Below are 23,387 nucleotides of genomic sequence, written 5' to 3' on the forward strand. Positions count from 1 at the left end.
TCTCAAGACGTGGGAGAGTAGGTCACCGCCAAACCTAGCGAAATTCCCAATAACTCTCGACGATCGTCGCAAAATCCAAACCAACAAAACACAACGCCCTAGGATAGTCATCCCAAGGCTGGCCAGTATCGAACCGCGCCGAAATGCCAAAGGTCCTTAAGCCAGACTGACCCACCCAAACGGATCCGGACCAAGTTTTCCCAAAGGTCCGCGCATCGTGCACCCCCCGGCTATGTTCGGGACTGATCCCAAATCCGGACTTGGCAAACCCCGTTCCCGACGGATACTTTTGCGAAAGTTCAATCCTCTTGCGGCCCGCGGGTGCGGGCTCAACCGGCTCTCGGTTGCCACCGGCAAGCGGTTTTGGGTCGCACTGGAAACGAATGGATCAGGCATGACCCGCACCTCCCTTCTTGTATTCATGGCCATTTCTATCCTGACAGCACCCGGCAGGTCTGTCGCCGAGACCAGCCAACAGGCTCTTGTTGACAGCGGCAACCGGCTTGCAGCGCTTTTGCGCGCAGGTCGCAGTGTGATCTCGGAAAACCAGGCGCTGATCAATGACCCCGACATCGCCGACAAGGGACTTACCCCGGAGGTCTTCCTCGATCAGGTTGTCGCGGTCTTCGAGGCGCGCAATGGCGCGCCGCCGCTCGGGCCTGATCTGACCGAGATGCAGGCGCGCCTGACCGAAGCCCAGCTTGCCGCAATGGCGGGCGTGATCGCCGATGCGCAGGGCCTGATCAATACCGAGGGGTTGGGGTTCAAGGGCTTCATCCCGGCGGTTTTCGCGCGGCTGACCAACGAACGCTTCGGCGAGGCGGTGGGGGGGCTGGCCAGCGTCAAGGTCACGGCGCCGCCCGAACTGGTGCGCAACCGTACCGCACGTCCGGACCCCTGGGAAAAAGCGGTGATCGTGGAACGGTTCCTTGCTCCCGACTGGGTGAAGGGCGCGGCCTATTTCGAGGAAACCGACGGGGCCGACGGGCCGGCCTTTCGCATGTTGATCCCGGAGTATTACAGTCCCTCGTGCCTTAGTTGCCATGGGCAACCGAAGGGTGAGGTGGACGTCACGGGCTTTCCCAAGGAGGGCGGAGCCGAGGGCGATCTTGGTGGTGCGATTTCCATCACGTTGAAGCCTTGAGCCCGACCTCGACCCTGCGCCGGATCACGGCGAACCGGATCCCCTGGCGCATCGGGTCGCTGACCGCGATCCTGCTCGGCGCGCTTGTGGTTTCGACCCTTGTCGTCGCGCTTGAATTCACCGCCAATCAAGGGCGCATTGCCGAGGCCACGCAACGGTTCCACCGGCTGCAGATCGCCGCCGAGGCGGAACGAAATTTCGGTGCAATGCGGTACTGGTTGACCGAACTGGCGGTCAGCCTGCTGACTCTGTCCGAGACAAAGGCGCACGAGGCCCGTGACAGGCTTGAATCGAGCCTCGAAAACCTCGGCAGCTTTGCGCCGGAAACCGCCGGGCAAATCGGCAGCGCGGTCGATGGCTATTGGGACACCTCGATCGCTGCGGTCGACGCCTATACCGACGGCAACCGGATCATCGGCAACACGCTCGGGGCGCAGGCACGTCAGCAAGGCGCGGCGGTGAACGAGGCTTTTACCGCGCTGGTCAACGACCTTGCCAGAGAGGCCGACGCCGCCAATGCGGTGTCGGCCGAGGCCTCGCGCGCGGCCAAGACCCGGGCGGTGCTCGTCTGCCTCGCCATTGTCGGACTCGGCGCGTTGCTGACGGTTCGGGTGCTGCGCCAGATCCTCGGTCCGCTGCGCCGGATCAATGCTGCGATGTCCGATGTCCAGGAGGGGCGCCCACCGCAGGATCTGCCTCCCGATGGCCCGGACGAATTCGGCCGTCTGGCGCATACCTTGCGCGATCTCTACGAAACCCAGCAGGCGCGCCGCCAGCTTGAAGCGGCGGCGGCCGAACAGCGGCGCACCGTGGTGACGGCAATCGAGACCATCCCGGACGGCTTTTCGCTCTACGATGCCAATGACCGGCTGATGCTGCGCAACCAACGCTTCCTCGAGATGTTCCCTGCCGCGGCCAACCTGCCCGAGGGGGCAGGCTATGGCGATTTCCTCGATGCAGCGATCGCGACCGGAGAGGTGGATCTGGGCGATCGTGACCCCGGCGCCTGGAAGGCCGGACGAATGAAGATACATGCCGATCCGGCCGGATCGCGCAAGGAGATGCCCTATGCCAGCGGCTGGATGATGGTCACCCGGCGCAAGACCCCCGATGGCGGCACGGTCTGTGTCTATTCCGACATCACGGAACTGCGCCGGCGCCAGACCGAACTGGAGGTTGCGCGGGCGGAGGCAGAGGCCGCCAACGAGTCGAAAAGCCGTTTTCTCGCATCGATGAGCCACGAATTGCGGACGCCGCTGAACGCCATCATCGGCTATTCCGAGATGCTGATCGAGGATAGCGAGGATGAGGGCAACACGGCGATGGTGCCGGATCTGGAGAAGATCATGGCCTCGGGTCGGCATCTTCTGGCGTTGATAAACGACATTCTCGACCTGTCGAAGGTCGAGGCCGGCAAGATGGAGCTGCATCTGGAGCGGATCGACCTGACCGCGCTGCTGCGCGAGGTCGAGGCGACAGTGGCGCCGCTGGTCGCGCGCAATGGCAACCGGCTGCAGGTCACCCTTGGCCCCGATCTTGGCGACATCGAGAGCGATCGCACCAAGCTGCGGCAGAACCTGTTCAACCTGCTGTCGAACGCGGCGAAATTCACCGACCACGGACAGATCGAGCTCGAGGTGCGCCGGGAGGACGAGGCGGTGCGCTTTGATGTGCGCGACGACGGGATCGGCATGAGCGAGGAGCAGATGGCGCGATTGTTCCAGCCGTTCTCGCAGGCCGAAAGCTCGACTGCCAGCACCTATGGCGGCACCGGACTGGGGCTGTCCATTGTCCGCAGCTTCACCGAGATGATGGGCGGCGAGGTCACGGTGCGTTCGGCGCCCGGCAAGGGCGCGTGCTTTACCCTGACCCTGCCGGCGCGGTCCGAGGCTGCCGTCGTCGGGCGCGACGCGCATTTCAAGGTCCTGATCATCGACGACGACACGGCGGCGCTGTCCTCGCTGGCCGAATTCGTCCGCGGCGAGGGCTATACCGTCTTTGCCTCCTGCGACGGGCAGACAGGGGTCGATCTGGCGCGGACGCACCATCCCGACGTGATCCTTCTCGACGTCATCATGCCCGAACGCGATGGCTGGTCGGTGCTGCGCGAGTTGAAGCAGGACCCGGTCCTGTGCGAGACCCCGGTCATTCTGGTCACCGTGGTTGCCGACCGCGACATGGGGCTTGCCTTTGGCGCCGTCGATCACATGATCAAGCCGGTCGATCCCGAACGCCTGATCGACCGCATCCAGCGTCTGGTGGGCGACCGGGCGCGCGAGGTGCTGGTGGTGGACGACGACCCGGCGACCCGGGCGCTGTTCCGCCGGCTGCTGGTGCGCGAGGGATGGGCGGTGCGCGAGGCATCGGACGGCGCGCGGGCGCTGGCGCTGATCGCCGAACATGCCCCGGGGCTGGTGATTCTCGATCTGATGATGCCGAATATCGACGGGTTCGAGGTGCTGCGCCACCTGCGCAGCGCGAGTGACTCGGCCGACATCCCGGTTATAGTTGCCACATCCAAGGATCTGACCCGGCGCGAGATCGACTGGCTTGGCGCGCATGCCCGCGACGTGGTGCGCAAGGGGGCCGACGGGCGCGGCGATCTTCTTGCGGCGATCCACAGACATGTCGGCGGGGCGCCCGCCACGCAGAAAGGCACCGACGAATGACGAAGGTCCTGATTGTCGAAGACAATGAAATGAACCTCGACATGCTGTCGCGGCGGTTGTCGCGCAAGGGATTCACGGTGATCTCGGCGCGCGACGGCGAAGCCGCGGTCAGGACGTGCCGCGAGGCTGTGCCGGATGTGGTGCTGATGGACATGAGTCTGCCGGTCATGGATGGCTGGACCGCGACCCGCGCTCTGAAGGGCGATCCCGCGACCGAGGGTATTCCGGTGATCGCGCTGACCGCGCATGCCATGGAGGCCGACCGCGAAAAGGCGCTGGCCGCTGGCTGCGACGCATTTGCGACCAAACCCATCGACCTGCCCGACCTGCTTGCGACCATCGACAGCCTGCTGTCCGGCTGATCCATGGCCGTTGAGGACAAGATCCGCCGCAGGGCGATGTCGATCCGCATCGCGCAGCGGCTGTTCGGACCGGCCGAGGCAATCGCCGGGTTTCAGGACATCGTGCTGGAGGAACTGCGCAAGTCTGGCCCGGACGAGGCGCTGGCCGATGCCTTGAAGGTCCAGGCCGCCGCACATGATCTGCTGGCGCTGGTCGCCGCACTAAAGAACGGCGAGGTCGAGCCCGGCGACAAGACGCGGCTTCGCCACGATCTGCGCACGCCGGTCAATGCGATCCTCGGTTACTCAGAACTGATCGTCGAGGATTTCGGCGACCGCATCGCGCCCTCGGTTCTGGCCGACATCCGCACCGTGACCGGCGAATGTGCCATCCTCGTCAGTCAGATCGACCGCGTTCTCGACACCAACCCCGATACCGCCGAGACAACCATCGACGCCCTGACCGCGCGGTCGCTGGAACAGACGCTGTCGCTGAGCCGGACCGAGCAAAGCGCGCTTTGCGGCCGGATCCTGGTGGTGGACGACACTGCCCAGAACCGCGATCTGCTGAAACGCCAGCTGGTGCGGCAGGGCCACGAGGTGACGCTGGCCGCCTCTGCCACCGAGGCGCTGGCGCTGGTCGAGACCGGGGATTTCGATCTGGCCCTGGTCGATATCCTGATGCCGGATCTGAACGGCATCGAGCTGCTCGGCCGGCTGAAGGCGCATCAGGACTGGCGCCAGATCCCGGTGATCATGGTCTCGGGCCTGAACGAGATCCGCGCCGTCACCCGCTGCATCGAGGCGGGCGCCGAGGATTATCTGGAAAAGCCGGTGGACCCGGTGCTGCTGGAAAGCCGCGTCAGGGCCTGCCTTGAACGCCGCCGGTGGCAGCTGCGCGAGCGCGAATATGTCGCCCGGATCGAATACGAACGCGACCGGGCCGATGCGCTGCTGCATGCCATGCTGCCTGCGCCCGTCATCCGCCGGTTGCGCGACGGCGAAGATGTCATCGCCGACCGTTTCGAGGTCGCCACCATCGTCTTTGCCGACATCGTCGGTTTCACGCCGCTGGTGGCCAGCATCGATCCCGCGGAACTGGTGCAACGCCTGACCGCGGTGTTCCTTACCTTCGACGATATCGCCGACCGGCACGGCGTCGAAAAGATCAAGACCATCGGCGATGCCTATATGGCCGCCTGCGGTGTGCCCGTGCCGCGCCGTGACCACGCCCACCGCGCATTCGATTTTGCCCGCGACATGATCCGGGCAACCGAGGCCGGGCACGGCGGCGGGCTGTCGATCCGGGTCGGGTTGCACTCGGGCCCCGTGATCGCCGGCCTCGTCGGGCGTGTGCGCTTCGTCTATGACGTCTGGGGCGCGACGGTGAACCTCGCCAGCCGGCTCGAGGCAAGCGGCGTGCCGGGGCGCATCCATCTGTCGGGCGACGCCCGCAGGCTGCTGGCCGACCGTCTGATAGGCGAGCCCGAGGCGCGCACCCAAAACATCAAGGGGGTAGGGGTTATGACGACCTATCTGGTCGACTGAACGCCGCCGCAGCCGCTTTTACATATCCCCGCCCGGCATGACCAGCATGCGCAGGTTCAGGTTGACCATGATCCAGATCGTGCCGGCGACCATGATGATCAGAAGCAGCAGCGAGAACAGGATCAGGTGCAACTCGTCCCGCTTGCCCGGGCTCAGATCCACATGCAAAAAATACCGCAAGTGGACGCCGAACTGGACGATGCCGCAGCCAGCGATCACCGCGATCGTGGCGACAGCCGAAAGACGCCCGGTCGCCACCGCCCAGAATGGCACGGCGGTCAGCAGCGCGGCGATCAGGAATCCGCTGAGATAGCCGCGCAGGCCGCGGCGGTACCCGTCGTCGTTCGACTGCGGGGCGGGGTCTGACATCAGGCGAGCCCTCCAAGATAGACGACCGAGAAGATCCCGATCCAGATCAGGTCGAGGAAATGCCAGAACAGCGCCAGCCGCGCCGCGCCGGCCCTGACCCGGCCGGTAACACCCTGTGTGCCCATCTGCACCAGAAGGATCGTCAGCCAGATCACCCCTGCGGTGACATGCAGCCCGTGCAGCGGCACCAGACCCCACAACGCCGAAAGATACCCCGACCGCTGTGGCACAGCGCCGATATCGAGCAGCCGGGCGAACTCGCGCCCCTCGAGCCCGAGGAACACGAGCCCCAGCGCCAGCGTCACCAGAAGCCAGCCCATCGCCTGCGCCCGGCCCCGGCCATGGGCGATGGCCAGCGAGGCAAGGCCGAAGGTGAAGGTGCTGGTCAGCAGCGCGCCGGTTTCGAACGCGGCACTTCTGAGTTCGAGAATGTCTTTCGGTCCTGGCCCACCGGCAATGCTCATCGGTGTCAGCATGGTGGCATAGGTGGCGAAGAACAGGCTGAAGATGATCAGATCGCTCATCATGAACAGCCAGAAGCCCGAGATCGCCTTGCCCGGATCGTCGTTGTGCATGGTCGGGGTTGCGTCAAAGCTGAACCCTGTCTGCGCGATGTCGCTCATGGCCGAAGGTCCCTGTATTCGGGCGCCGCCATGCCGCGATTGGCCGGGCTACGCTCCTGGGTGCGGGGCGCCGCGGGCAGGGCGCGGATGCGCGCCAGCCAGGCGCGGTGTTCGGCCGCGACCTCGGCGGCGGGGATCACCCTGGGATGCCTGTCGCCGCGGATCGCCCGCCCGATCAGCGTCACCGCAATGACCGCGAAGGACAGCGCCGCCAGCCACCACATGTACCAGATCAGCCCGAAGCCCAGCGTCGTGCCGAAGATCGCCATGACCAGCCCGGTCCAGGTCGGCCCCGGCAGATCGATGTCGGCATAGGACGCAGGCTCGGGATAGCCGGCGCCCGCCGCCTTCGCGCTGGCAAAGGCCTCGCGGGAATGGACCCGGGGGATCACGGCAAAGTTGTACTCGGGCACCGGCGAGGGTGTGGCCCATTCCAGCGTCCGTCCGTCCCAGGGGTCGCCGCCGATGTCGCGGGTCTGCTCTCGGTTGCGGATCGAGACCCAGAGCTGCACGCAAAGGCTGGCAAGCCCGGCTGTCAGCAGCGCGGCACCGACGCCCGCGATATGGAACCAGATCTGAAACGCCGGTTCGGCATAGGCCATGGTGCGACGGGTCATCCCCATGGCGCCAACGACATAAAGCGGAAAGAAGGCCAGCATGAACCCGGCGATCCAGTTGAAGGCCGCGATCCGGCCCCAGACCTCGTTCAGGCGAAAGCCGAAGATCTTGGGAAACCAGTAGGTATAGCCCGCGAACAGACCGAACAGCACCCCGGGGATCAGCATGTTGTGGAAATGCGCGACCAGAAACAGCGTGTTGTGAACCTGGAAATCGACCGCCGGATTGGCCAGCAGGATGCCGGTCAGCCCGCCGAGGACGAACAGCATCATGAAGGCGAGCAGATAGATCACCGGCACCGTAAACCGGATCCGCCCGCGAAACAGCGTCGCCATCCAGTCATAGATCTTCACGCCCGTGGGCACGCCGATCAGCATGGTGGCGATGCCGAAGGCGGCGTTGACATCGGCCGACTGACCCATGGTGAAGAAATGGTGCAGCCAGACGGTGAACGACAGCAGCGCGATCACCATGGTCGCCGCGACCAGCGACCCATAGCCATAGAGCCGCTTGCCGGAGAAGGTCGAGGCAACCTCGGAATAGACCCCGAAGGCGGGCAGGACCAGGATATAGACCTCGGGGTGGCCGAACAGCCAGAAGATGTTGGCATAGTTCATCATGTTGCCGCCAAGGTCGTTGGTGAAGAAATGGAACCCCAGATAGCGGTCGAGCACCAGCATCGCCGACGAAACGGTGACCGCGGGCATGGCAAAGATCATCATGATCGCGGTGCAAAGTGCCGTCCAGGTGAACATCGGCATCTGCATGAACCCCATGCCGGGTGCGCGTTCCTTGTAGATCGTGACCACGAAATTGATGCCGGTGAGGGTCGATCCAACCCCTGACAGGATCACCGCCCACAGCCAGTAATCCGGCCCCACCCCGGGCTGGAACACGCGGCCGGTATAGGGCGGATAGGCGGTCCAGCCGCCGGTCGAGAATTCGCCGATCACCAGCGAGATCATGATCAGTGCGGCGCCCGCAGTGGTGAAGCCAAGACTGACCGAATTCAGCATCGGAAAGCTGACGTCGCGGGCCCCGATCTGCAGCGGCACCACGATGTTGATCAGGCCGGTCAGGAACGGCATCGCCATGAACAGGACCATGATCGTGCCGTGGGTGGAAAACAGCTGCCCGAAATGGTTGGCCGACAGGAACCCGCCGGTCAGCCCGTCCGCCTGCTGGGCGCGCATCACCACGCCCTCCAGCACGCCGCGCACCAGCATCACCATGGCAAGCACGATGTACATCACCCCGATCTTCTTGTGATCGACGCTGGTCAGCCAGTCGCGAAACAGCGGCCGCCAGGCCCGGAAGATCGTCAGCAGCGCCACTACGGTGACCGCGCCAAGGATCACCACCCAGGCCGCGCCCGACAGGATGTCGTCGTTCTCGGACGGGGCATAAAAGGCCTTCAGGAAATCGAGCGCGTCGACGTCGAGCCGACCGAGGGCCAGTGACCAGAGTTCCTGCGATGTCATTCCGGCATTTCCACCTTATTCGCCCGACGTTTGGGGGTGATAGTCCGGCGCGCCGGGCTGTGCGGCATCGGCCAGCGCCCGGCCCGACATATAGCGGCCGAGAACGCCGTCGAAGAGTCCGGGCGCGATGCCCGAGAAATAGGTGACGTCTTCGGGCATTCCTGCGGTGCCAAAGCCCTTGCGGACCTCGGCTGGCGTCGACTGCCCGGCCAGCCTTGCATAGGTGGCGGCATCGAGCGGCACGCCTTGGTCCTTCACCTCGGCCACCCAGGCGTCGAACGCCGCCGGCTCCATCGCCCGCGCCGCGAACCGTTGCTCGTGAAACCCCTTGCCGTTGTACTGGGTGTTGAAACCGGCGAAATCGCCGGTCTGGTCGGCGGCAAAGTTCAGCTTCGTGCGCATTCCCGGCATGGCATAGATCTGACCGACGAGTTGCGGGATCATGAACGACTGCATCACGGTGTCGGTGGTCAGCTCCAGCGACACCGCGCGATCCTGCGGGAATGCCAGCTCGCCCACCGTCGCGATGCCTTGTTCGGGGTAGAGGAACAGCCACTTCCAGTCGAGCCCCACCACCTGAACCTGCAGCGGCGGCGTCGGGCCGGCAATCGGGCGATAGGGGTCGAGTTTGTGCGTGTCCTGCCACAGGAAGGTGCCCAGCACGACGACGATGCCGGCCGGCACCAGCCACATCACCCATTCAAGCGGGCGCGAGAGGTCCCAATGCGGGGCATAGCGGGCACGGGCATTGCCATGACGATAGCGCCAGGCCAGCAGCGGCACGCCCAGCAGGACCGGCACCACCACGATCATCGTTATCACTATGATCCGCCAGAACTGCTCGCGTTGCAGCGCCGCAACCGGCCCTTCGGGCGACAGGAACCCGATCCCCGCCTGCGCGCTGCCCGCCATCAGGGCAATCGCCATCGCAAGTGGAATGGCCGCGGTCATTGCGGGCTGCGGCCGGGGCGGGGGCATGGCGGCTCCTTGCGGGGGGACGTTACCGTGATCGGTGAGTTCAGGCCTGGCAACGCTAGCATCCGGTCGGTGCCGCGAACAAGCCGTCACAGCCATGCCAGCCCCCGGCGGGCCCGAAATCCACAAAGCGCCCGCAGGCCGTGACCGCGGGCAGAAGGCCGGAGTCTCCGGGTGCGGCCGCCTCACTCCATAGACGGGAAGATCGTTGCCCAGTCGTTCTTCATGCTGATGATGTTCCAGCCCTGTTTCCCGGCGTCGTCCATCAGGTCCTGCGGGAAAGTGCCGAATTTTGTGTCAGGCTCGCCATTGGCCGGGCCATAGGCATATTCGCGGTCGGCATCGTCGTGAAACACCAGCATCATCAGCCGCGCGCCGTCGCCGTCTTGGGTCCATTCCAGCATCTGACGGTCGCCGGCCGAGTTGCCGAAGGCCGCAATCGGACGCCGGCCGATGTGCGAGTTGATCCCGACCGGCTTGCCGTCCTTGTCATCGATAAAGTCGACTTCGGCCAGACGCATCAGCACCGGCTTGCCATCGACCATCTTGAACTCGGTCTTGATCGAGGATCCGACGACCTGCTCGGGCGGGATGCCATAGACCTGTTCCGTCCAGGGCCGCATGAATTCGATCCCGCCGCCCGAGACGATGAACGTCTTGAAATCGTTGTCCTGCAGATACCCCAGCAGTTCCAGCATCGGCTGATAGACCAGATCGGTATAGGGGCGGTCGAATTTCGGATGCTTCGCCGTCGCCATCCAGTCGCGAACGATCGTCTCGAAATCCGCGGTACTCATGCCCGCATGCGTGGCGGCGACGATCTGCATCAATCCGTGCTCGCCCGACGCGGCCAGCGCCTTGATGTCGCCCTCCAGCACTGCCTGGAATGGCTGGGTCGTCTGCCATTCCGGGTGGTCGGGGGCCAGCGCCTTCACCCGGTCGAGCGCAAAGGCGAGCTGGGTATACATCGGGTGTTCTGTCCACAGCGTACCGTCGTTGTCGAAAGTGGCGATGCGCGCCGCCGGGGGCACATAGTCGGCGCCCGACGCGTCCGTTACGGTCTGCACGAAGCTGACGATTGCCGCCTTGGCATCGCCATCGTTCCAGGACGGCAGCGGATCGTCCTGTGCGAGCGACGGGAAGGCAAATGCGAGAACCGACAGGGCGGGGATCGCACCGCGTGCGACAAGCAACGACAAGTTCATTCGATTATCCTCTCTGGCGGAGATTTCACCTGACACTGGGCGCCTGTGAAAGGCCGGGCCCGTTTCGGGGCCCGGCCAGGTCTGGCGTGTCGGGGTCAGTTGCCCGTGGGCATGCCGATGTTGACGCCATCCTTGGCAAGCGCGTCTTTCGCCCACTGGAACCGCTGATAGTTCGTGATGGTGATCGGGCCCGAATAGCTTTCGCTCTGAAGCTTGCGCGGCGGATACTGGACATAGGTCTTCATGAGGTTGGTGATCGAGTCGTTGGCCTGCACCATCGCCCAGGTCGTCTCGGTCCAGTTGGTCATGAAGATGTCATAGCGCTCCTGCGGATCTTGCAGCAGGTCGAACACCTGCGGAACCGTCGCGACATAGCTTTCCGGCCCCTTCCAGCCGCGGTTGGTGTCGACCGCCAGACCGCCGGTCTGGGCGCCGTCGTCGCCGCGCAGGTTGAAGACATACTTGAACTGGCCGACACGGGCCGCGCCGGGGCTCAACTCGTTCTCGGTGAAGTAGAACCAGCTCTTGCGATCCGACGGGCCGGCGCCGGTCCAGACCGGGGTCATGTCATAGCTGTCGAAGATGATCGGCTGGCCGTCGCGGTCGTTCTCGGGCAGCTTCTCGCCCGCAATCGAGGCGAAGGTTGCCATCAGGTCGAGCCCGCCGAGGATATCGTCGCTCTTCGAGCCCGGCGCCACATGTCCGGGCCAGCGCACCATGGTCGGCACCCGGTTGCCGCCTTCGCGAACCGTGCCCTTGGTGCCGCGGAACGGGGTATAGCCGGCATCGGGGTAGACATCCTGCCAGGCGCCGTTGTCGACGGTGTAGAAGACCACGGTATTGTCTGCCAACCCGAGTTCACCGAGCTTGGCCAGCACATTGCCGACCCTTGTGTCGAGTTCGACTACGGAATCGGCATATTTGGTTTTCGAGATCGACTTGCCCTCGAATTCCGGTGCCGGCATGTTCGGCTGGTGGTTCTTCATGAAGTTGACGTTGATGAAGAACGGCGTGTCCGGGGCTTTGGCGGCGTCTTCAAGGAATTCGACCGCGGCCTTTTCGACGTAGGCGTCGAGGAAGGGGATGCCCACGACGCCCTTGTCCGGGGTGTCGACATATTCGCCGTTGACCATGAAATCCTGCTTGACCGGCTCGCCGGCATTGCCCGACAGCGCGCCCTTGGTCGCCTTGACGAAGACCTCGCGCAGGTCGTCCGACATCTCCGGAAACCACTTCGGGTCGGCATAGGTATAGGCGTTGAGGTGATAGAGAAAGGCGTACTTCATCACGTCATAGCCCTGGGCATTCGGCAGCGCATAGTCGCTTTCGCCCAGATGCCACTTGCCGGTGAAGTAGGTCTTGTAGCCGGCTTCCTTCAGCACCGACCCGAGCGTCCATTCCGCGGCCGGCAAGCCGCCGCCCTGGCCCTGGAACGCGACGGTCGTCATGCCCGAGCGGTTCGGGATGCGCCCGGTCTGGATCGCCGCGCGGCCCGGCGTGCAGCTTGGCTGACCATAGAAATTGGTAAAGATCATTCCGTCTTCGGCCAGCTTGTCAAAGTTCGGCGTCGGCATCCCGCGCGCGGCACCACCGAGATAGGGGCCAAGATCCCCCCAGCCGGTGTCGTCCGAGACGATCAGCAGAATGTTCGGTTTGGCCTCTGCTGTGGCCTCGGTCTGCGCCGAGGCAGAAAAGGCAAAAGACCCGCCGATGCCGGTGGCGACCACAAGGACGGCGGTCAGCGACAGTCGCCAGCCTCCGCTCAAATCCCGGCTGTTCGGCCATGAATTCGTCATATGTATTTCTCCCAGTTCGCTATTCGTTTCCCGACCGGGCGATGAAAAGATCGCCGTCTGACCGCGCCGTCCCTAATTGCGCGGCGGGTGCAGGGATATTGCAACCCACTGCTCAATGGTACCGCAAATCCCCAATCGGCTCACCAGAAAAGTTCCCGAAAAACGCCTGGTCGTCCTGCGGCCAACGGTCCGCGTCCGTGCCGTTGCCTCAATCCGGGCAGGCGAAGCCCTTGATTCGCGGCGCTCTGGCCGGACCCTGCGCGAATACGGGCAGAGCCTCGGGAAATATGCGGCGAGAATGTGCAAATCGCTGCTGTATCCTTGAAGGAACTGGACGGCCCCGAAAATCTGCGCTGAGGTACGAGACATGGATTGATCGATCCCGCTATGGCAGGGTCGGTTGGCAGTCGCCCCTGACAGCAGGGTACGGCGCAGGGTCGGCAGGGGGTGCGTTTGACGTGACGACAAACGGAAACGGCAATGCGGCAGTTGCCCTCGAGGTCAACGAAATCCACAAGACCTTCGGTACGCATGAGGTCCTCAAGGGGATCTCGCTGACCGCGCATGACCACGATGTGGTCGCGATCCTTGGCTCGTCCGGTTCGGGCAAGTCGACGTTCCTGCGCTGCATCAACCTGCTCGAGACCCCGACCAGCGGCGAGGTCCGCGTGAAGGGCGAACAGATCAGGATGACGATCCGGCGCGGCGAGCCGGCTCCGGCCGACATGAAGCAGGTCGACCGCATCCGCTCGAAGCTCGCCATGGTGTTCCAGCAGTTCAACCTCTGGCAGCACATGACGATCCTCGACAATGTGGTTGCGGGTCAGGTCCACGTGCTCGGCCGCGACAAGCACGAGGCCACCGCCAAGGCCGAGGAAATGCTCAAGAAGGTCGGCGTCTCGGACAAGGTCGGCCACTATCCCAGCCAGCTCTCCGGCGGTCAGCAGCAGCGCGTCGCGATCGCCCGTGCGCTGGCCATGGATCCGGAGGTCATGCTGTTCGACGAACCAACCTCGGCGCTCGACCCGGAACTGGTGAATGAAGTGCTCAAGGTGATGCGCGGGCTGGCCGAAGAAGGACGGACCATGCTGGTCGTCACCCACGAGATGGGGTTTGCCCGCGAGGCCGCCAACCGGCTGATGTTCCTGCATCAGGGGCTGGTCGAGGACGAGGGCGACCCCCGAGAGGTGATGAAGAACCCCAATTCGGAACGCTTCCGGCAATTCCTGACCGGAAGCCTGAAATAACACAACGCCGGCGCCGACAGGCACCGCGACCAGACAGGCCGGGCGCCCGTGGCGCCAGGATCAGACCAGCCGGCGCTGAGGCGTCGAAACCAAAACCAAACGGGGAGCCGTCATGAAGCTGAAGATTGCCACGCTATTCGGAGCCGCCCTTGTGGCACTGGCCCTGCCCGCGATGGCGCAGGACAAGATCAGGATCGGAACCGAGGCAGCCTATCCGCCGTTCGCCTTTGTCCTGCCGTCGGGCGAGTTGTCCGGGTTCGACGTCGATATCGCGGTCGCGCTTTGCGAACAGATGCAGGCCGATTGCGAGATCATCAACCAGTCTTTCGACGGTCTGATCCCGGCGCTGAACGTCAAGAAGATCGACGCCATCATCGCCTCGATGTTCATTACCGAGGACCGGCTGAAGGCAATCGACTTTGCCGGCCCCTATTATGTCACCCCGGCGCTGTTCATCGGCCCCAAGGGATCCGAGCTCGACCTGAGCGAGGCGGGGCTGAAGCGCAAGACCATCGGCCTGCAGCGCGGCACGACCATGGCCGACTATGTCTCGGCCAAGTTCCCGAAAGCCCGCGTCCAGTATTATGACACGATCGAGGCTGCGAACCTCGATCTGGTCAGCGGCCGCGTCGATCTGGTGTTCGCCGACTCGGTGGTGATCGAGGAGTTCCTCGCCTCGGCCGATGGCGCCAATTTTGAACAGGTGGGCGAACCCGTCTTCGATCCGCTTCTGGGCGAGGGCGCGGGCATCGGCCTGCGCAAGGGCGACGACGCGTTGAAGCAGAAGTTCAACGATGCACTGGCGGCGCTGATTGCCTCTGGGAAATACAAGGAAATCAACGACAAGTACATGGCCACCAGCATCATGCCGCCGCAGTAGGCCACCGCAGTAAGCCAGCCACGGCGGGCCGCCCCGGCGGCCCGCCCCGGCCCTTGGGACAAAGACCGCACGAATGGCACATGTGACCGAATACCTGCCGCTCCTTCTTGCGGGGCTGCGCACGACGCTACTGCTCGCGATCTCGACCATGGTGGTGGGGCTCATACTCGGCATGCTGCTTGCATTGGCGAAGCTGTCGAAAAGCCCCTGGCTGTCGCGGCCGGCCTATGCCTTTACCAATTTCATGCGCGGCATCCCCGAATTCCTGGTGCTGCTGCTGATCTACTTCGGTGGAACGCAGGTTCTGAACGGGATGCTTCCGGAAGGCGGGTTCGAGGTATCGCCCTTCGGGGCCGGTCTGGCAGCCTTGTCGGTAATCTTCGGCGCCTATGCCTCCGAGACGTTCCGCGCCGCCTTTCAGTCCGTGCCCAAGGGCCAGATCGAAGCCGGCCGCGCCTATGGCTTCTCGACCTGGAAGACCTTCCGCTACATTCAGATCCCGCAGATCTGGCGGGTCGCGATCCCCGGCCTTGGCAATCTGTGGCAGGGGTCGGTCAAGGACACGGCGCTGGTGTCGATCGTCGGGCTCGACGATCTGATGCGCAAGGCGCAGCAGGCGTCCCAGACCACCCGCGAACCCTTTACCTTCTTTTTCGTCGCCTCGCTGATGTTCCTTGCGATTACCCTCGTCTCGATGTGGATCATCGCCCGGCTGGAAAGACGCGCCAGCCGCGGCTTTGCAGGGGCGCGCTGAGATGCAGATCCTTGTCGACATCCTCTCGCGCTATGGCTGGGACTTCGTCTCGGGCACATGGCTGACGATCCAGCTGGTCACGATCTCGGCCATTCTGGGGGTTCTGCTGGCGATTCCGGTTGCGCTGGGCCGGCTGTCGCCGAACCCGTTCGTCTCGGGCATTGCCGCGGCCTATTCGCTGTTCTTTCGCGGCACGCCGCTGCTGGTGCAGATCTTCCTGATCTATTTCGGCCTCGGCCAGTTCGATTTCGTCCGCGATTCCATCCTGTGGCCGATCCTGCGCGAGGCCTATGTCTGCGCGCTGATCGCCTTTGTCCTGAACACCGCCGCCTATTCGGGCGAAATCGTGCGAAGCGGCATCCTTGCCGTACCCCGCGGCGAGATCGAAGCGGCGCACGCCTGCGGGATGTCGGCTGTCACGACATACCGGATGGTGATCCTGCCGCGCGCTTTCTCGATCTGTCTGCCGGCCTATTCCAACGAGGTGATCATCCTGCTGAAGGGCACCTCGCTTGCCTCGACCATCACGCTGATGGAGCTGATGGGGGTCTCGCGGCTGGCCGCCTCGGCCACCTACGAGCCGATCCAGGTCTTCGCCATCGCGGGCGTGATCTATTACCTGCTGACGCTGGTCATTACCCGGATCTTCCGGCTGCTGGAAAACCGCTACAACCGCTATATCCTTCACGCCCGCTAGGGCAGGTTCGTCGCGCCGAACGGGGCCGCCCCGCCCGGCGCGGCCGGAAGCCGGTTGTTCAATCGTCGTCGTCGCGCGGGCATTCGAGGTCGAGCCAGGCCGTGCCGCCCTCGGCGTCGCCCGGCCGCACAGCGACCCCGGGAATGCCCGAGTTCTGGCCGCCGACCGCCGCGCCTGCCTCTGTTGCAAGCCCCGAGACCAGGCGCGCCAGCAAGCCGGTGATGACATCGGTCACCGGGGATGCACGGTTCACGACGCCGGTTCGCAGATCTACGCTGTCGCCGGGGCCCAGCACCGTCAGCCGGACGCCATTGGCGACAAAGCTGTCGCTTTGCAGGATCAGCTGCATCGGGTCGATCTCGACCAGGATGAATCCGTTGCGGCCGACGGCTTGCAGGTGCATTCCGGCGCTGGTGGCGATGACGGCGCTGTCCTCGAAAACGCCGATGCCGAAACGCTCGCTCTCCTCGGCACATGCGACGACCAGACGGCCCAGTCGCTTGCTGCCGATCAGGTTCTGATCGACGATCCCGCCGGCGAACAGACCGACCCCTTCCTGGATTGCCAGCCCCTGATGCCCGACGTCCGAGGACACGCCATAGCGCAGCGCCTCATAGGTCGATCCACCCGCGATCATCACGCCCGACAGCGCCGAGGCGGCGCCGCTCGCGGCGATCAGCGGCACGCCCTTGGCATGCGCCCGCGCGATGGCGCGCAGCAGCGCGCTTTCCTCGCCCCGGTGCAGCAGGGTCTCGACCAGCCGGGTCTGGTTGCCGCCGCACATCAGGATGCCCGACATCGTGTCGATGCTTTCCAGCATTTCGGTGTCGTGGGCGGTGAATTCCACCGTGTCGATGCTGACCCCCAGATCGACCCCACGGATGCCATATCGCGCCAGCAGCTCGACATGCTCGCGTGCGACTGCGCGCGGCTCGGACGAGGCGGCGGCCAGCACCGCGACCGGCCCCTCACCGAGAAGCCCGAAGGTCTGGTCCAGCATTTCCTTCGCGGAATTGAGCGGTGAGGAGCCGAGGAAGACGATCCGCGCCTCGGCCTTGGGATCCATGCCATAGGTGCGGGCGGGCCGGCCCATCCGGTCGGCGATCCGCGTGGCGCTCAGCACCTCGCTGTTGATCGTGGCGCGGAAATTCAGCGCCGTCATCCTCAGCCCCGCCTCGGGGGTCGCGATCAGGCAGCGGGTCTCGCCCGAGATCCGTTCCAGCAGCACCGAGACGTTGATACCCGACCGGGCATCGAAGGCCTCGACCCGGTCCTCGCCATAGACCCGCGGATCCCCCAGCACCAGCCGCGCCATCAGGTCATAGAGCGTGTAGGCGCCGAAGGCATTGCGCCGCGACCGGACCCTGGCCCGATAGGCGACGTCGCGCATCAGCACCCGGCGCTTGCCCTCGCCCGGAAACACGCTGCATCGGCGCAGGTCGATGGTATCGCCGTCGTCGAGATAACTGAGGCCGAAATCCTGGAAGGTGCGGCCGCGGCGGTCGGTCCTGGAATGTTTCAGGTCGATCATCATCACGCCGTATTCGCCGACGACCTTGCCGGCCGCGCCTTCGACGATCAGGGCGGTGTTCTCGTCGATGCCGAATCCCAGCGGCTGCCCGGCGGCGGTCATTGCCACGACCATCCGGCCAAGGCGTCCACGCTTGATGAAATGCTGGTCGACCATGCCGAAGGGAAAGAACCCGAGGCCGTCGCCCACCAGCAGGCCCGGCTGGTCCGGGTCCTTGGTGACGCCATGGATCACCGCCTCGAGCGATGTGCCCCCGAGCAGCATCGGTTGCGACATCATCGCCGCACCCGCGCTTGACCCGGCCACCAGCCCGCCGTGCTTCTGGGCCTTGCGGATCGCATTCAGCGCCGGGCTTGGGACACCTCCAGGGGCCAGCGCCTGCAGGATCTTGGCCTGATCGCCGCCAGTGAAATAGCAGCTGCCAAAACGCCCGATCTGGTCGATCAGCGCCGGGTCTGACGACCGCGCAGCCGCATTCTTGCCGTGAAGCGGCGCGATCTCGACCTCGAATCCGTGCGCGCGAAAGACCTCTGCGCTTTCGTCGCCGACCTCTTCGGGGACCGAAGACGCGGTTGGAAAGATCAGGATGCGGCCGCCCGACAGCCGGTGCATTTCGGAGTAGATGGCAGTATTGTCATCCTCCAGCCGCCCACCGATCACCGCAAGCTTTCTGCCCCCCTCAGCCTTGTGAGCTGCCCGGGACGGAACTCTAACCATTTCTCACTATCCGATCAGACGTCTGGAACGAGGCGCACGCCACGCTCGTCGCTGGTCAGCCTGTAGCCTGCGGGAACATCGAATCCCGCGGCCGCGACCTTTTCTTCGGCCGGAACCGGCTGTGCCGGAACCGTCGGCTTGAAGTAGATGATCTCCTTCCAGGACCGGGTGATGCCATCGCAGAAGATCAGCAACAGGTCGCTCGGACGTGCCATCTCCAGCCCGGTTCGCACCGATTTCTCTTCCTCCGGCACGACCTGGATCGCGTCTTCGGGCACGCCGTTCGCGATCAGTTCGGCCTTGATCATCTCGGGCACCTCTTCGGGGGTGCGGCCGCGCGGGTTATCGTCGCTGTGGCAGAGGTAGAAATCGAAGTGCCCGGCCACCTTGCGCGCGATGGCCCTGACGTCCTCGTCGCGGCGGTCGCCGGGGCAGGTGACGCAGACGATCTTGCGCCCGGCCGGGTTCAGGCGGTCGACGAGATCGACCATCGAGCCGACCGCGGCCTCGTTGTGGCCATAATCGAGGATCACCCGGAAGCCGTGTTCGTCATAGACGTTCATCCGCCCCGGGCTCTGGAAGAAGGTATTGTCGAAGGTGCGCAGACCGGTGCGGATCTGGTCGAGGCTTAGCCCCAGCGCATAGGCCATGGCGGCGGTGAACATCGCATTCTCGACATTGTGCAGCGCCTTGCCTTCCAGCGTTGCCGGGATCAGATGCGTCCACATCAGCGGCATGTGCGCGCCATGATCGAAGATCACGATCTGGCCGCCGTTCAGGCCCTCTTCCAGCACGACGGCGCGCTTGCCGAGCTTGATATGCTCGCGCACCAGCGAATTGTCGGGATTGCGGGTGACATAGCAGATGTGCTTGGCATCGGTGAAGGCCGCCATCTTCAATGTGTGCTCGTCGTCGGCATTCAGCACCGCGCAGTCCTTTGCGACCTCGACGACCAGCCGCTTGACCTCGGCCAACCCCTCGACGGTATCGACACCGCCAAGGCCCAGATGGTCCGAGGTGACGTTCAGCACCGCCCCCACATCGCAGAAGTTATAGCCGAGTCCGGCACGCACGATGCCGCCCCGCGCCGTTTCCAGCACCGCCATGTCGACGGTCGGGTCGCGCAGCACCATCGAGGCCGCCATCGGCCCGGTCATGTCGCCCTTCACGGTGACGTTGCCATCGACATAGACCGCGTCGGTCGATGTCTGCCCGACGGTGAAGCCCGCCATCTTCATCACATGCGCCAGCATCCGCGCCGTGGTGGTCTTGCCGTTGGTGCCGGTCAGCGCGGCAATCGGGATCCGCGCAGGTGCGCCTTCGGGAAACAGCATGTCCATGACCGCGCCGCCGACGTCGCGGCCCTTGCCTTCGGAGGGCGCGATGTGCATCCGCATGCCGGGGCCTGCGTTGATTTCGCAGATCGCACCGCCGGTCTCGCGGAAGCTCTGGGTGATATCGGTGGTCAGGAAATCGACCCCGCCGAGGTCGAGCCCCACGGCGCGGATCGCGCGCTCGGCCATCAGCTTGTTATCGGGGTGGATCACGTCGGTCACGTCGATTGCGGTGCCGCCGGTGGACAGGTTCGCGGTCTTGCGCAGATAGACGACCTCGCCCTCCGGCGGCACGCTGTCGTGCGTATAGCCCTTTTCGGCCAGCATCCGGTCTGCGACCTCGTCGAGCTCCAGCCGGGTCAGCATGTTTTCGTGGCCCTTGCCGCGGCGCGGGTCCTCGTTCACCTTTGCCACCAGTTCGGCGATGCTGTCGCTGCCGTTGCCGACCACATGGCCCGGCATCCGCTTGGCCGCCGCAACGAGTTTGCCGTTCACCACCAGCAGCCGGTGGTCGTCGCCCAGGATCATGCTTTCGACGACGACGCCGCTGCCCTCCTGCTCGGCGATCAGAAAGGCCTCTTCGGCCTGCTCGTCGGTCTGGACGTTGACCACGACGCCGCGGCCATGGTTGCCGTCGACGGGTTTGATCACCACCGGATAGCCGATCCGGGACGCGGCATCGGCGGCGCCTTCGGGATCGCGCACGACCCGCTGTTTCGGCACTGGCAGCCCCAGATCGTGCAGCAGCCGGGTGCAAAGCTCCTTGTCGGCGGCAATCTCGACCGCGATATGCGAGGTCTGGCTGGTCAGCGCCGCCTCGATCCGTTTCTGGTACTTGCCCTGACCGACCTGAATGAGGCTGGCATCGTTCAACCGGACCCAAGGGATGTCGCGCGCCTCGGCGGCGCTGACAAGGGCCAGCGCCGAGGGGCCGAGCGCCCGACGCGAGGCGAAATACATGAAGTCTTCCAGCGCCTCTTCGGTCGTCTCGCGGCTGGTGTCGTCCTCGGGCGCGATCAGGTCGAGGATCAGGTCGCGGGCCAGATCGCCGGCCTCGAGCCCGATTTCCTCATGCTCATAGCCGAACAGCACCTCGACCTCGTCGGGGTAGGCGCCGGGGCGCGAGAACGCGAGCCTGCCCGGAGCGCCCGCCTGACCTTCGAGCGCCAGCGCCACCTGCGCCATCAACTCGCCCAGGCCGCAATCGGCGGCGCTGCGGGCGCGTTCGATGAACGGCTCGCCGGTCTCGGTGACGGCATTGGCAAGCCCCGGAACCATGTCCAGCAACGGGTCGATCAGAACATCGGCATATTCGGAAACCGGCACACCGGCACGCCGGTGCAGATCCACGGTCAAGCGAATCAGGGGCTGTTTCGAATAGATATTGGGACCCACATAGACCGACGTCTTGACGACCTGCATGATACATCTCCGCTGCGGCATTGCCTGTCGCGCGACAGGGCTTTGGCTTCAATAGCTACAGACAAGCCGCGGGCTCGGAAAGCCCTTCTCATCCCCGCATCGCGCCGCTGGCGGCTTCGGCGCCGGCCGGGGGAACCTTTGCCCGTTTTCCTTGCTTGACCCTCATGACCGTCCGCAGGACAGAGAATCAGACCCGATGCCTGAAGCCCTAGGAGCCCAGCCAATGCAGGACCCGCACCCGACCGATTCCACCACCTCCGCCACGCCCGATACCGCAGCCGAGACCCCGCTGCCCGAGGCCCCCACGGCCGATGTGTCCGCGTCCCACCCTGTCTCGAAACCCGCCTCGCAGCCGTCGCCCGTTTCGCGCGATCACCTGGCATTGCCAGCTGGTGGCGCAGGGGCGGAACGCGGGCTCGAAGTTCTGCGCTTCGGTACCCCCGGCGCGCGGCCCAAGGTCTATCTTCAAGCCGGGCTTCACGCCGACGAACTGCCCGGAATGCTGGTCCTGCGCGAGATTGCGCTGCGCCTGCAGGAAGAGGCGGCGCACGGCAAGATCGTGGGCGAGATCGTCGTGGTGCCGGTCGCCAATCCGATCGGGCTGGCCCAACACGGCTTCGGCGTGCTTCAGGGCCGGTTCGAGACCGAGAGCGGCGAGAACTTCAACCGTGGCTATCCTGACCTCGCACCTGCCGTGGCGCAGGCGGTCTCGGGCCAGATCGGGCCCGATCCGGTGGCAAACGTGGCTGCGATCCGGGCCGCGATGCAACGGACGCTGGCCGGGATGACGCCAGAAGGTGCGCTCGACACCCTGCGCCACCACCTGCTGGCGCTTGCCTGTGACGCGGATATCGTGCTCGACCTGCATGCCGACAACCAGGCGCTTGTCCATATGTACACCGGCACCGCGCTCTGGCCTGACGCGCAGGATCTGGCAGCCGAGCTTGACGCCCGCGCCGTCCTGCTCTGTGCGCTGTCGGGCGGCAATCCGTTCGACGAGGCCTGCTCGGGTCCCTGGTGGGCGCTGGCCGAGGCCTTCCCCGACCAGCCGATCCCGCCTGCCTGCCTGTCGGTGACGGTCGAGTTGCGGTCGAACAACGATGTCGCCGAACGGCTGGTGCGCGATGATGCGATGGCGATCCTCAGCTTCCTGCGCCGGCGCGGGGCACTTGCGGGCGAGGCGGGCGTGATGCCCCGGCTGCTCTGCGTCGCGACCCCGCTCGAGGCGATGCAGCAGGTGATCGCGCCGGTCGAGGGCATCGTGCTGTATCACGCGCGGCTTGGCGATACGATCCGGGATGGCGACCTGATCGCGACCATCGTCGATCCGCTTGGCGACAGCACCGAGGTGCGGGCGCATACCGAGGGCGTGCTGTTCGCCCGCCACGACCAGCCCTTTGCCTGGCCCGGCAAGGTGATCGGCAAGATCGCGGGCGCGACGCCCCTGCCGGAACGCACCGGAAACCTGCTGACCGATTGAAGCGCCAGGGGGGGGCGTCCAGCCCCCTCCCGGCCCTGCTGCGCCAGCGGCCGCTAGAGCACGGAGTCGAGCAGGATGCTGGTCTCGCTGTTCAGCACGCCCGGGATCTCGCGGATCGCCCGCAGCACCCGGTCGAAGTCCTGCAGCGACCCGGCGCGCAGATCGGCCACCAGATCCCAGGCGCCGTTGGTCGAGTGAAGCGAGGCGACCTCGGGGATCGCCCGCATCGCCCGGATCACCTGACGCGACAGGCTGCCCTGCAATTGCACTGTCATCACCGCCCGCACCGCCGCCTGCTCGGCGGTGCGGGTGACGATGGTGAACCGGCGGATCGTGCCCTCGGCAACCATCCGCTCCAGCCGTGCCGCAACCGTGGTCCGGCTTATCCCCAGGCGGTCGGCGAGGACTGTGACAGGCACCCGGGCATCCTCGGTCAGGGCGGCCAGTATGCGCCTGTCAGTTTCGGTCAGTTCCACCATGGGCTTGTCATCCTGTCGAATACCGCCGGTCATGTTGCATATCTATATCATAAATATGTGCAAGTTGGCCCTTCGGT

At 65.0% G+C, this 23,387-nt stretch carries 18 protein-coding genes; 9 read left to right on the forward strand and 9 right to left on the reverse strand.

Annotated elements, in window-relative coordinates; translation table 11 throughout:
- The first annotated feature begins 394 nt into the window (after positions 1 to 394).
- The 4 genes from DQG17_RS14745 to DQG17_RS14760 are packed head-to-tail and all read left to right on the forward strand — an operon-like array spanning position 395 to position 5,702.
- The gene (locus DQG17_RS14745; protein WP_198666149.1) at positions 395 to 1,144 is read left to right on the forward strand and encodes a DUF3365 domain-containing protein; all 750 of its coding nucleotides are present in this window, start codon (positions 395 to 397) and stop codon (positions 1,142 to 1,144) included.
- Positions 1,141 to 3,813, forward strand: coding sequence for a response regulator (locus DQG17_RS14750; RefSeq protein ID WP_116133631.1), 2,673 nt, complete (start codon positions 1,141 to 1,143; stop codon positions 3,811 to 3,813). The genes DQG17_RS14745 and DQG17_RS14750 overlap by 4 nt, the downstream gene beginning before the upstream one ends.
- Positions 3,810 to 4,175, forward strand: a complete 366-nt coding sequence (locus DQG17_RS14755) for a response regulator (protein WP_116133632.1) — start codon at positions 3,810 to 3,812, stop codon at positions 4,173 to 4,175. Before DQG17_RS14750 ends, DQG17_RS14755 begins: the two co-directional genes overlap by 4 nt.
- 3 nt (positions 4,176 to 4,178) lie before the next feature.
- Positions 4,179 to 5,702 carry an adenylate/guanylate cyclase domain-containing protein gene (locus tag DQG17_RS14760; RefSeq protein ID WP_157973626.1) on the forward strand — a complete coding sequence of 508 codons (1,524 nt, stop codon included), beginning with the start codon at positions 4,179 to 4,181 and terminating at the stop codon, positions 5,700 to 5,702.
- A gap of 18 nt (positions 5,703 to 5,720) precedes the next feature.
- Here the strand turns inward: DQG17_RS14760 and cyoD are convergent, their stop codons facing one another.
- The 6 genes from cyoD to DQG17_RS14790 form a co-directional block, all read right to left on the reverse strand.
- On the reverse strand, positions 5,721 to 6,071 hold the full coding sequence (cyoD, locus tag DQG17_RS14765) for a cytochrome o ubiquinol oxidase subunit IV (RefSeq protein WP_116133634.1): 351 nt from the start codon (positions 6,069 to 6,071) through the stop codon (positions 5,721 to 5,723).
- Entirely contained in the window at positions 6,071 to 6,694 is a 624-nt protein-coding gene (locus tag DQG17_RS14770) for a cytochrome c oxidase subunit 3 (protein ID WP_232829453.1), read from the reverse strand. The genes cyoD and DQG17_RS14770 overlap by 1 nt, the downstream gene beginning before the upstream one ends.
- The gene (locus tag DQG17_RS14775; protein ID WP_116133635.1) at positions 6,691 to 8,793 is read right to left on the reverse strand and encodes a cbb3-type cytochrome c oxidase subunit I; all 2,103 of its coding nucleotides are present in this window, start codon (positions 8,791 to 8,793) and stop codon (positions 6,691 to 6,693) included. The genes DQG17_RS14770 and DQG17_RS14775 overlap by 4 nt, the downstream gene beginning before the upstream one ends.
- Positions 8,794 to 8,808: 15 nt before the next feature.
- Positions 8,809 to 9,771, reverse strand: a complete 963-nt coding sequence (locus DQG17_RS14780; RefSeq protein WP_232829454.1) for a cytochrome ubiquinol oxidase subunit II — start codon at positions 9,769 to 9,771, stop codon at positions 8,809 to 8,811.
- Positions 9,772 to 9,953: 182 nt separating this feature from the next.
- Positions 9,954 to 10,973, reverse strand: coding sequence for an HAD family phosphatase (locus tag DQG17_RS14785; RefSeq protein ID WP_116133636.1), 1,020 nt, complete (start codon positions 10,971 to 10,973; stop codon positions 9,954 to 9,956).
- 95 nt (positions 10,974 to 11,068) lie between these two features.
- Complete coding sequence (locus DQG17_RS14790) at positions 11,069 to 12,769, reverse strand: arylsulfatase (protein ID WP_116133637.1); 1,701 nt, start codon at positions 12,767 to 12,769, stop codon at positions 11,069 to 11,071.
- A gap of 458 nt (positions 12,770 to 13,227) precedes the next feature.
- On the opposite strand from DQG17_RS14790, the gene DQG17_RS14795 reads away from it, so the two are divergent.
- The 4 genes from DQG17_RS14795 to DQG17_RS14810 all read left to right on the forward strand — a co-directional run bounded on the left by DQG17_RS14795 (position 13,228) and on the right by DQG17_RS14810 (position 16,347).
- On the forward strand, positions 13,228 to 14,016 hold the full coding sequence (locus tag DQG17_RS14795) for an ABC transporter ATP-binding protein (RefSeq protein ID WP_232829455.1): 789 nt from the start codon (positions 13,228 to 13,230) through the stop codon (positions 14,014 to 14,016).
- A gap of 112 nt (positions 14,017 to 14,128) precedes the next feature.
- Positions 14,129 to 14,896, forward strand: a complete 768-nt coding sequence (locus DQG17_RS14800) for a transporter substrate-binding domain-containing protein (protein WP_116133639.1) — start codon at positions 14,129 to 14,131, stop codon at positions 14,894 to 14,896.
- Positions 14,897 to 14,969: 73 nt separating this feature from the next.
- On the forward strand, positions 14,970 to 15,650 hold the full coding sequence (locus DQG17_RS14805) for an ABC transporter permease (RefSeq protein ID WP_116133640.1): 681 nt from the start codon (positions 14,970 to 14,972) through the stop codon (positions 15,648 to 15,650).
- Position 15,651: 1 nt separating this feature from the next.
- On the forward strand, positions 15,652 to 16,347 hold the full coding sequence (locus DQG17_RS14810; protein ID WP_116133641.1) for an ABC transporter permease: 696 nt from the start codon (positions 15,652 to 15,654) through the stop codon (positions 16,345 to 16,347).
- Between the two features lie 58 nt (positions 16,348 to 16,405).
- Here the strand turns inward: DQG17_RS14810 and DQG17_RS14815 are convergent, their stop codons facing one another.
- A complete protein-coding gene (locus DQG17_RS14815) occupies positions 16,406 to 18,595 on the reverse strand; it encodes a cyanophycinase (RefSeq protein WP_116133642.1) in 2,190 nt (729 codons plus the stop codon).
- 14 nt (positions 18,596 to 18,609) lie between these two features.
- A complete protein-coding gene (gene cphA / locus DQG17_RS14820) occupies positions 18,610 to 21,351 on the reverse strand; it encodes a cyanophycin synthetase (RefSeq protein WP_116133643.1) in 2,742 nt (913 codons plus the stop codon).
- A gap of 223 nt (positions 21,352 to 21,574) precedes the next feature.
- On the opposite strand from cphA, the gene DQG17_RS14825 reads away from it, so the two are divergent.
- On the forward strand, positions 21,575 to 22,831 hold the full coding sequence (locus DQG17_RS14825) for a succinylglutamate desuccinylase/aspartoacylase family protein (RefSeq protein WP_116133644.1): 1,257 nt from the start codon (positions 21,575 to 21,577) through the stop codon (positions 22,829 to 22,831).
- 53 nt (positions 22,832 to 22,884) lie between these two features.
- Here the strand turns inward: DQG17_RS14825 and DQG17_RS14830 are convergent, their stop codons facing one another.
- On the reverse strand, positions 22,885 to 23,343 hold the full coding sequence (locus tag DQG17_RS14830; protein ID WP_232829456.1) for an Lrp/AsnC family transcriptional regulator: 459 nt from the start codon (positions 23,341 to 23,343) through the stop codon (positions 22,885 to 22,887).
- Between the last annotated feature and the right edge of the window lie 44 nt (positions 23,344 to 23,387).

This window comes from Tropicimonas sp. IMCC34043 (assembly GCF_003390845.1).
Lineage (GTDB): Bacteria > Pseudomonadota > Alphaproteobacteria > Rhodobacterales > Rhodobacteraceae > Tropicimonas.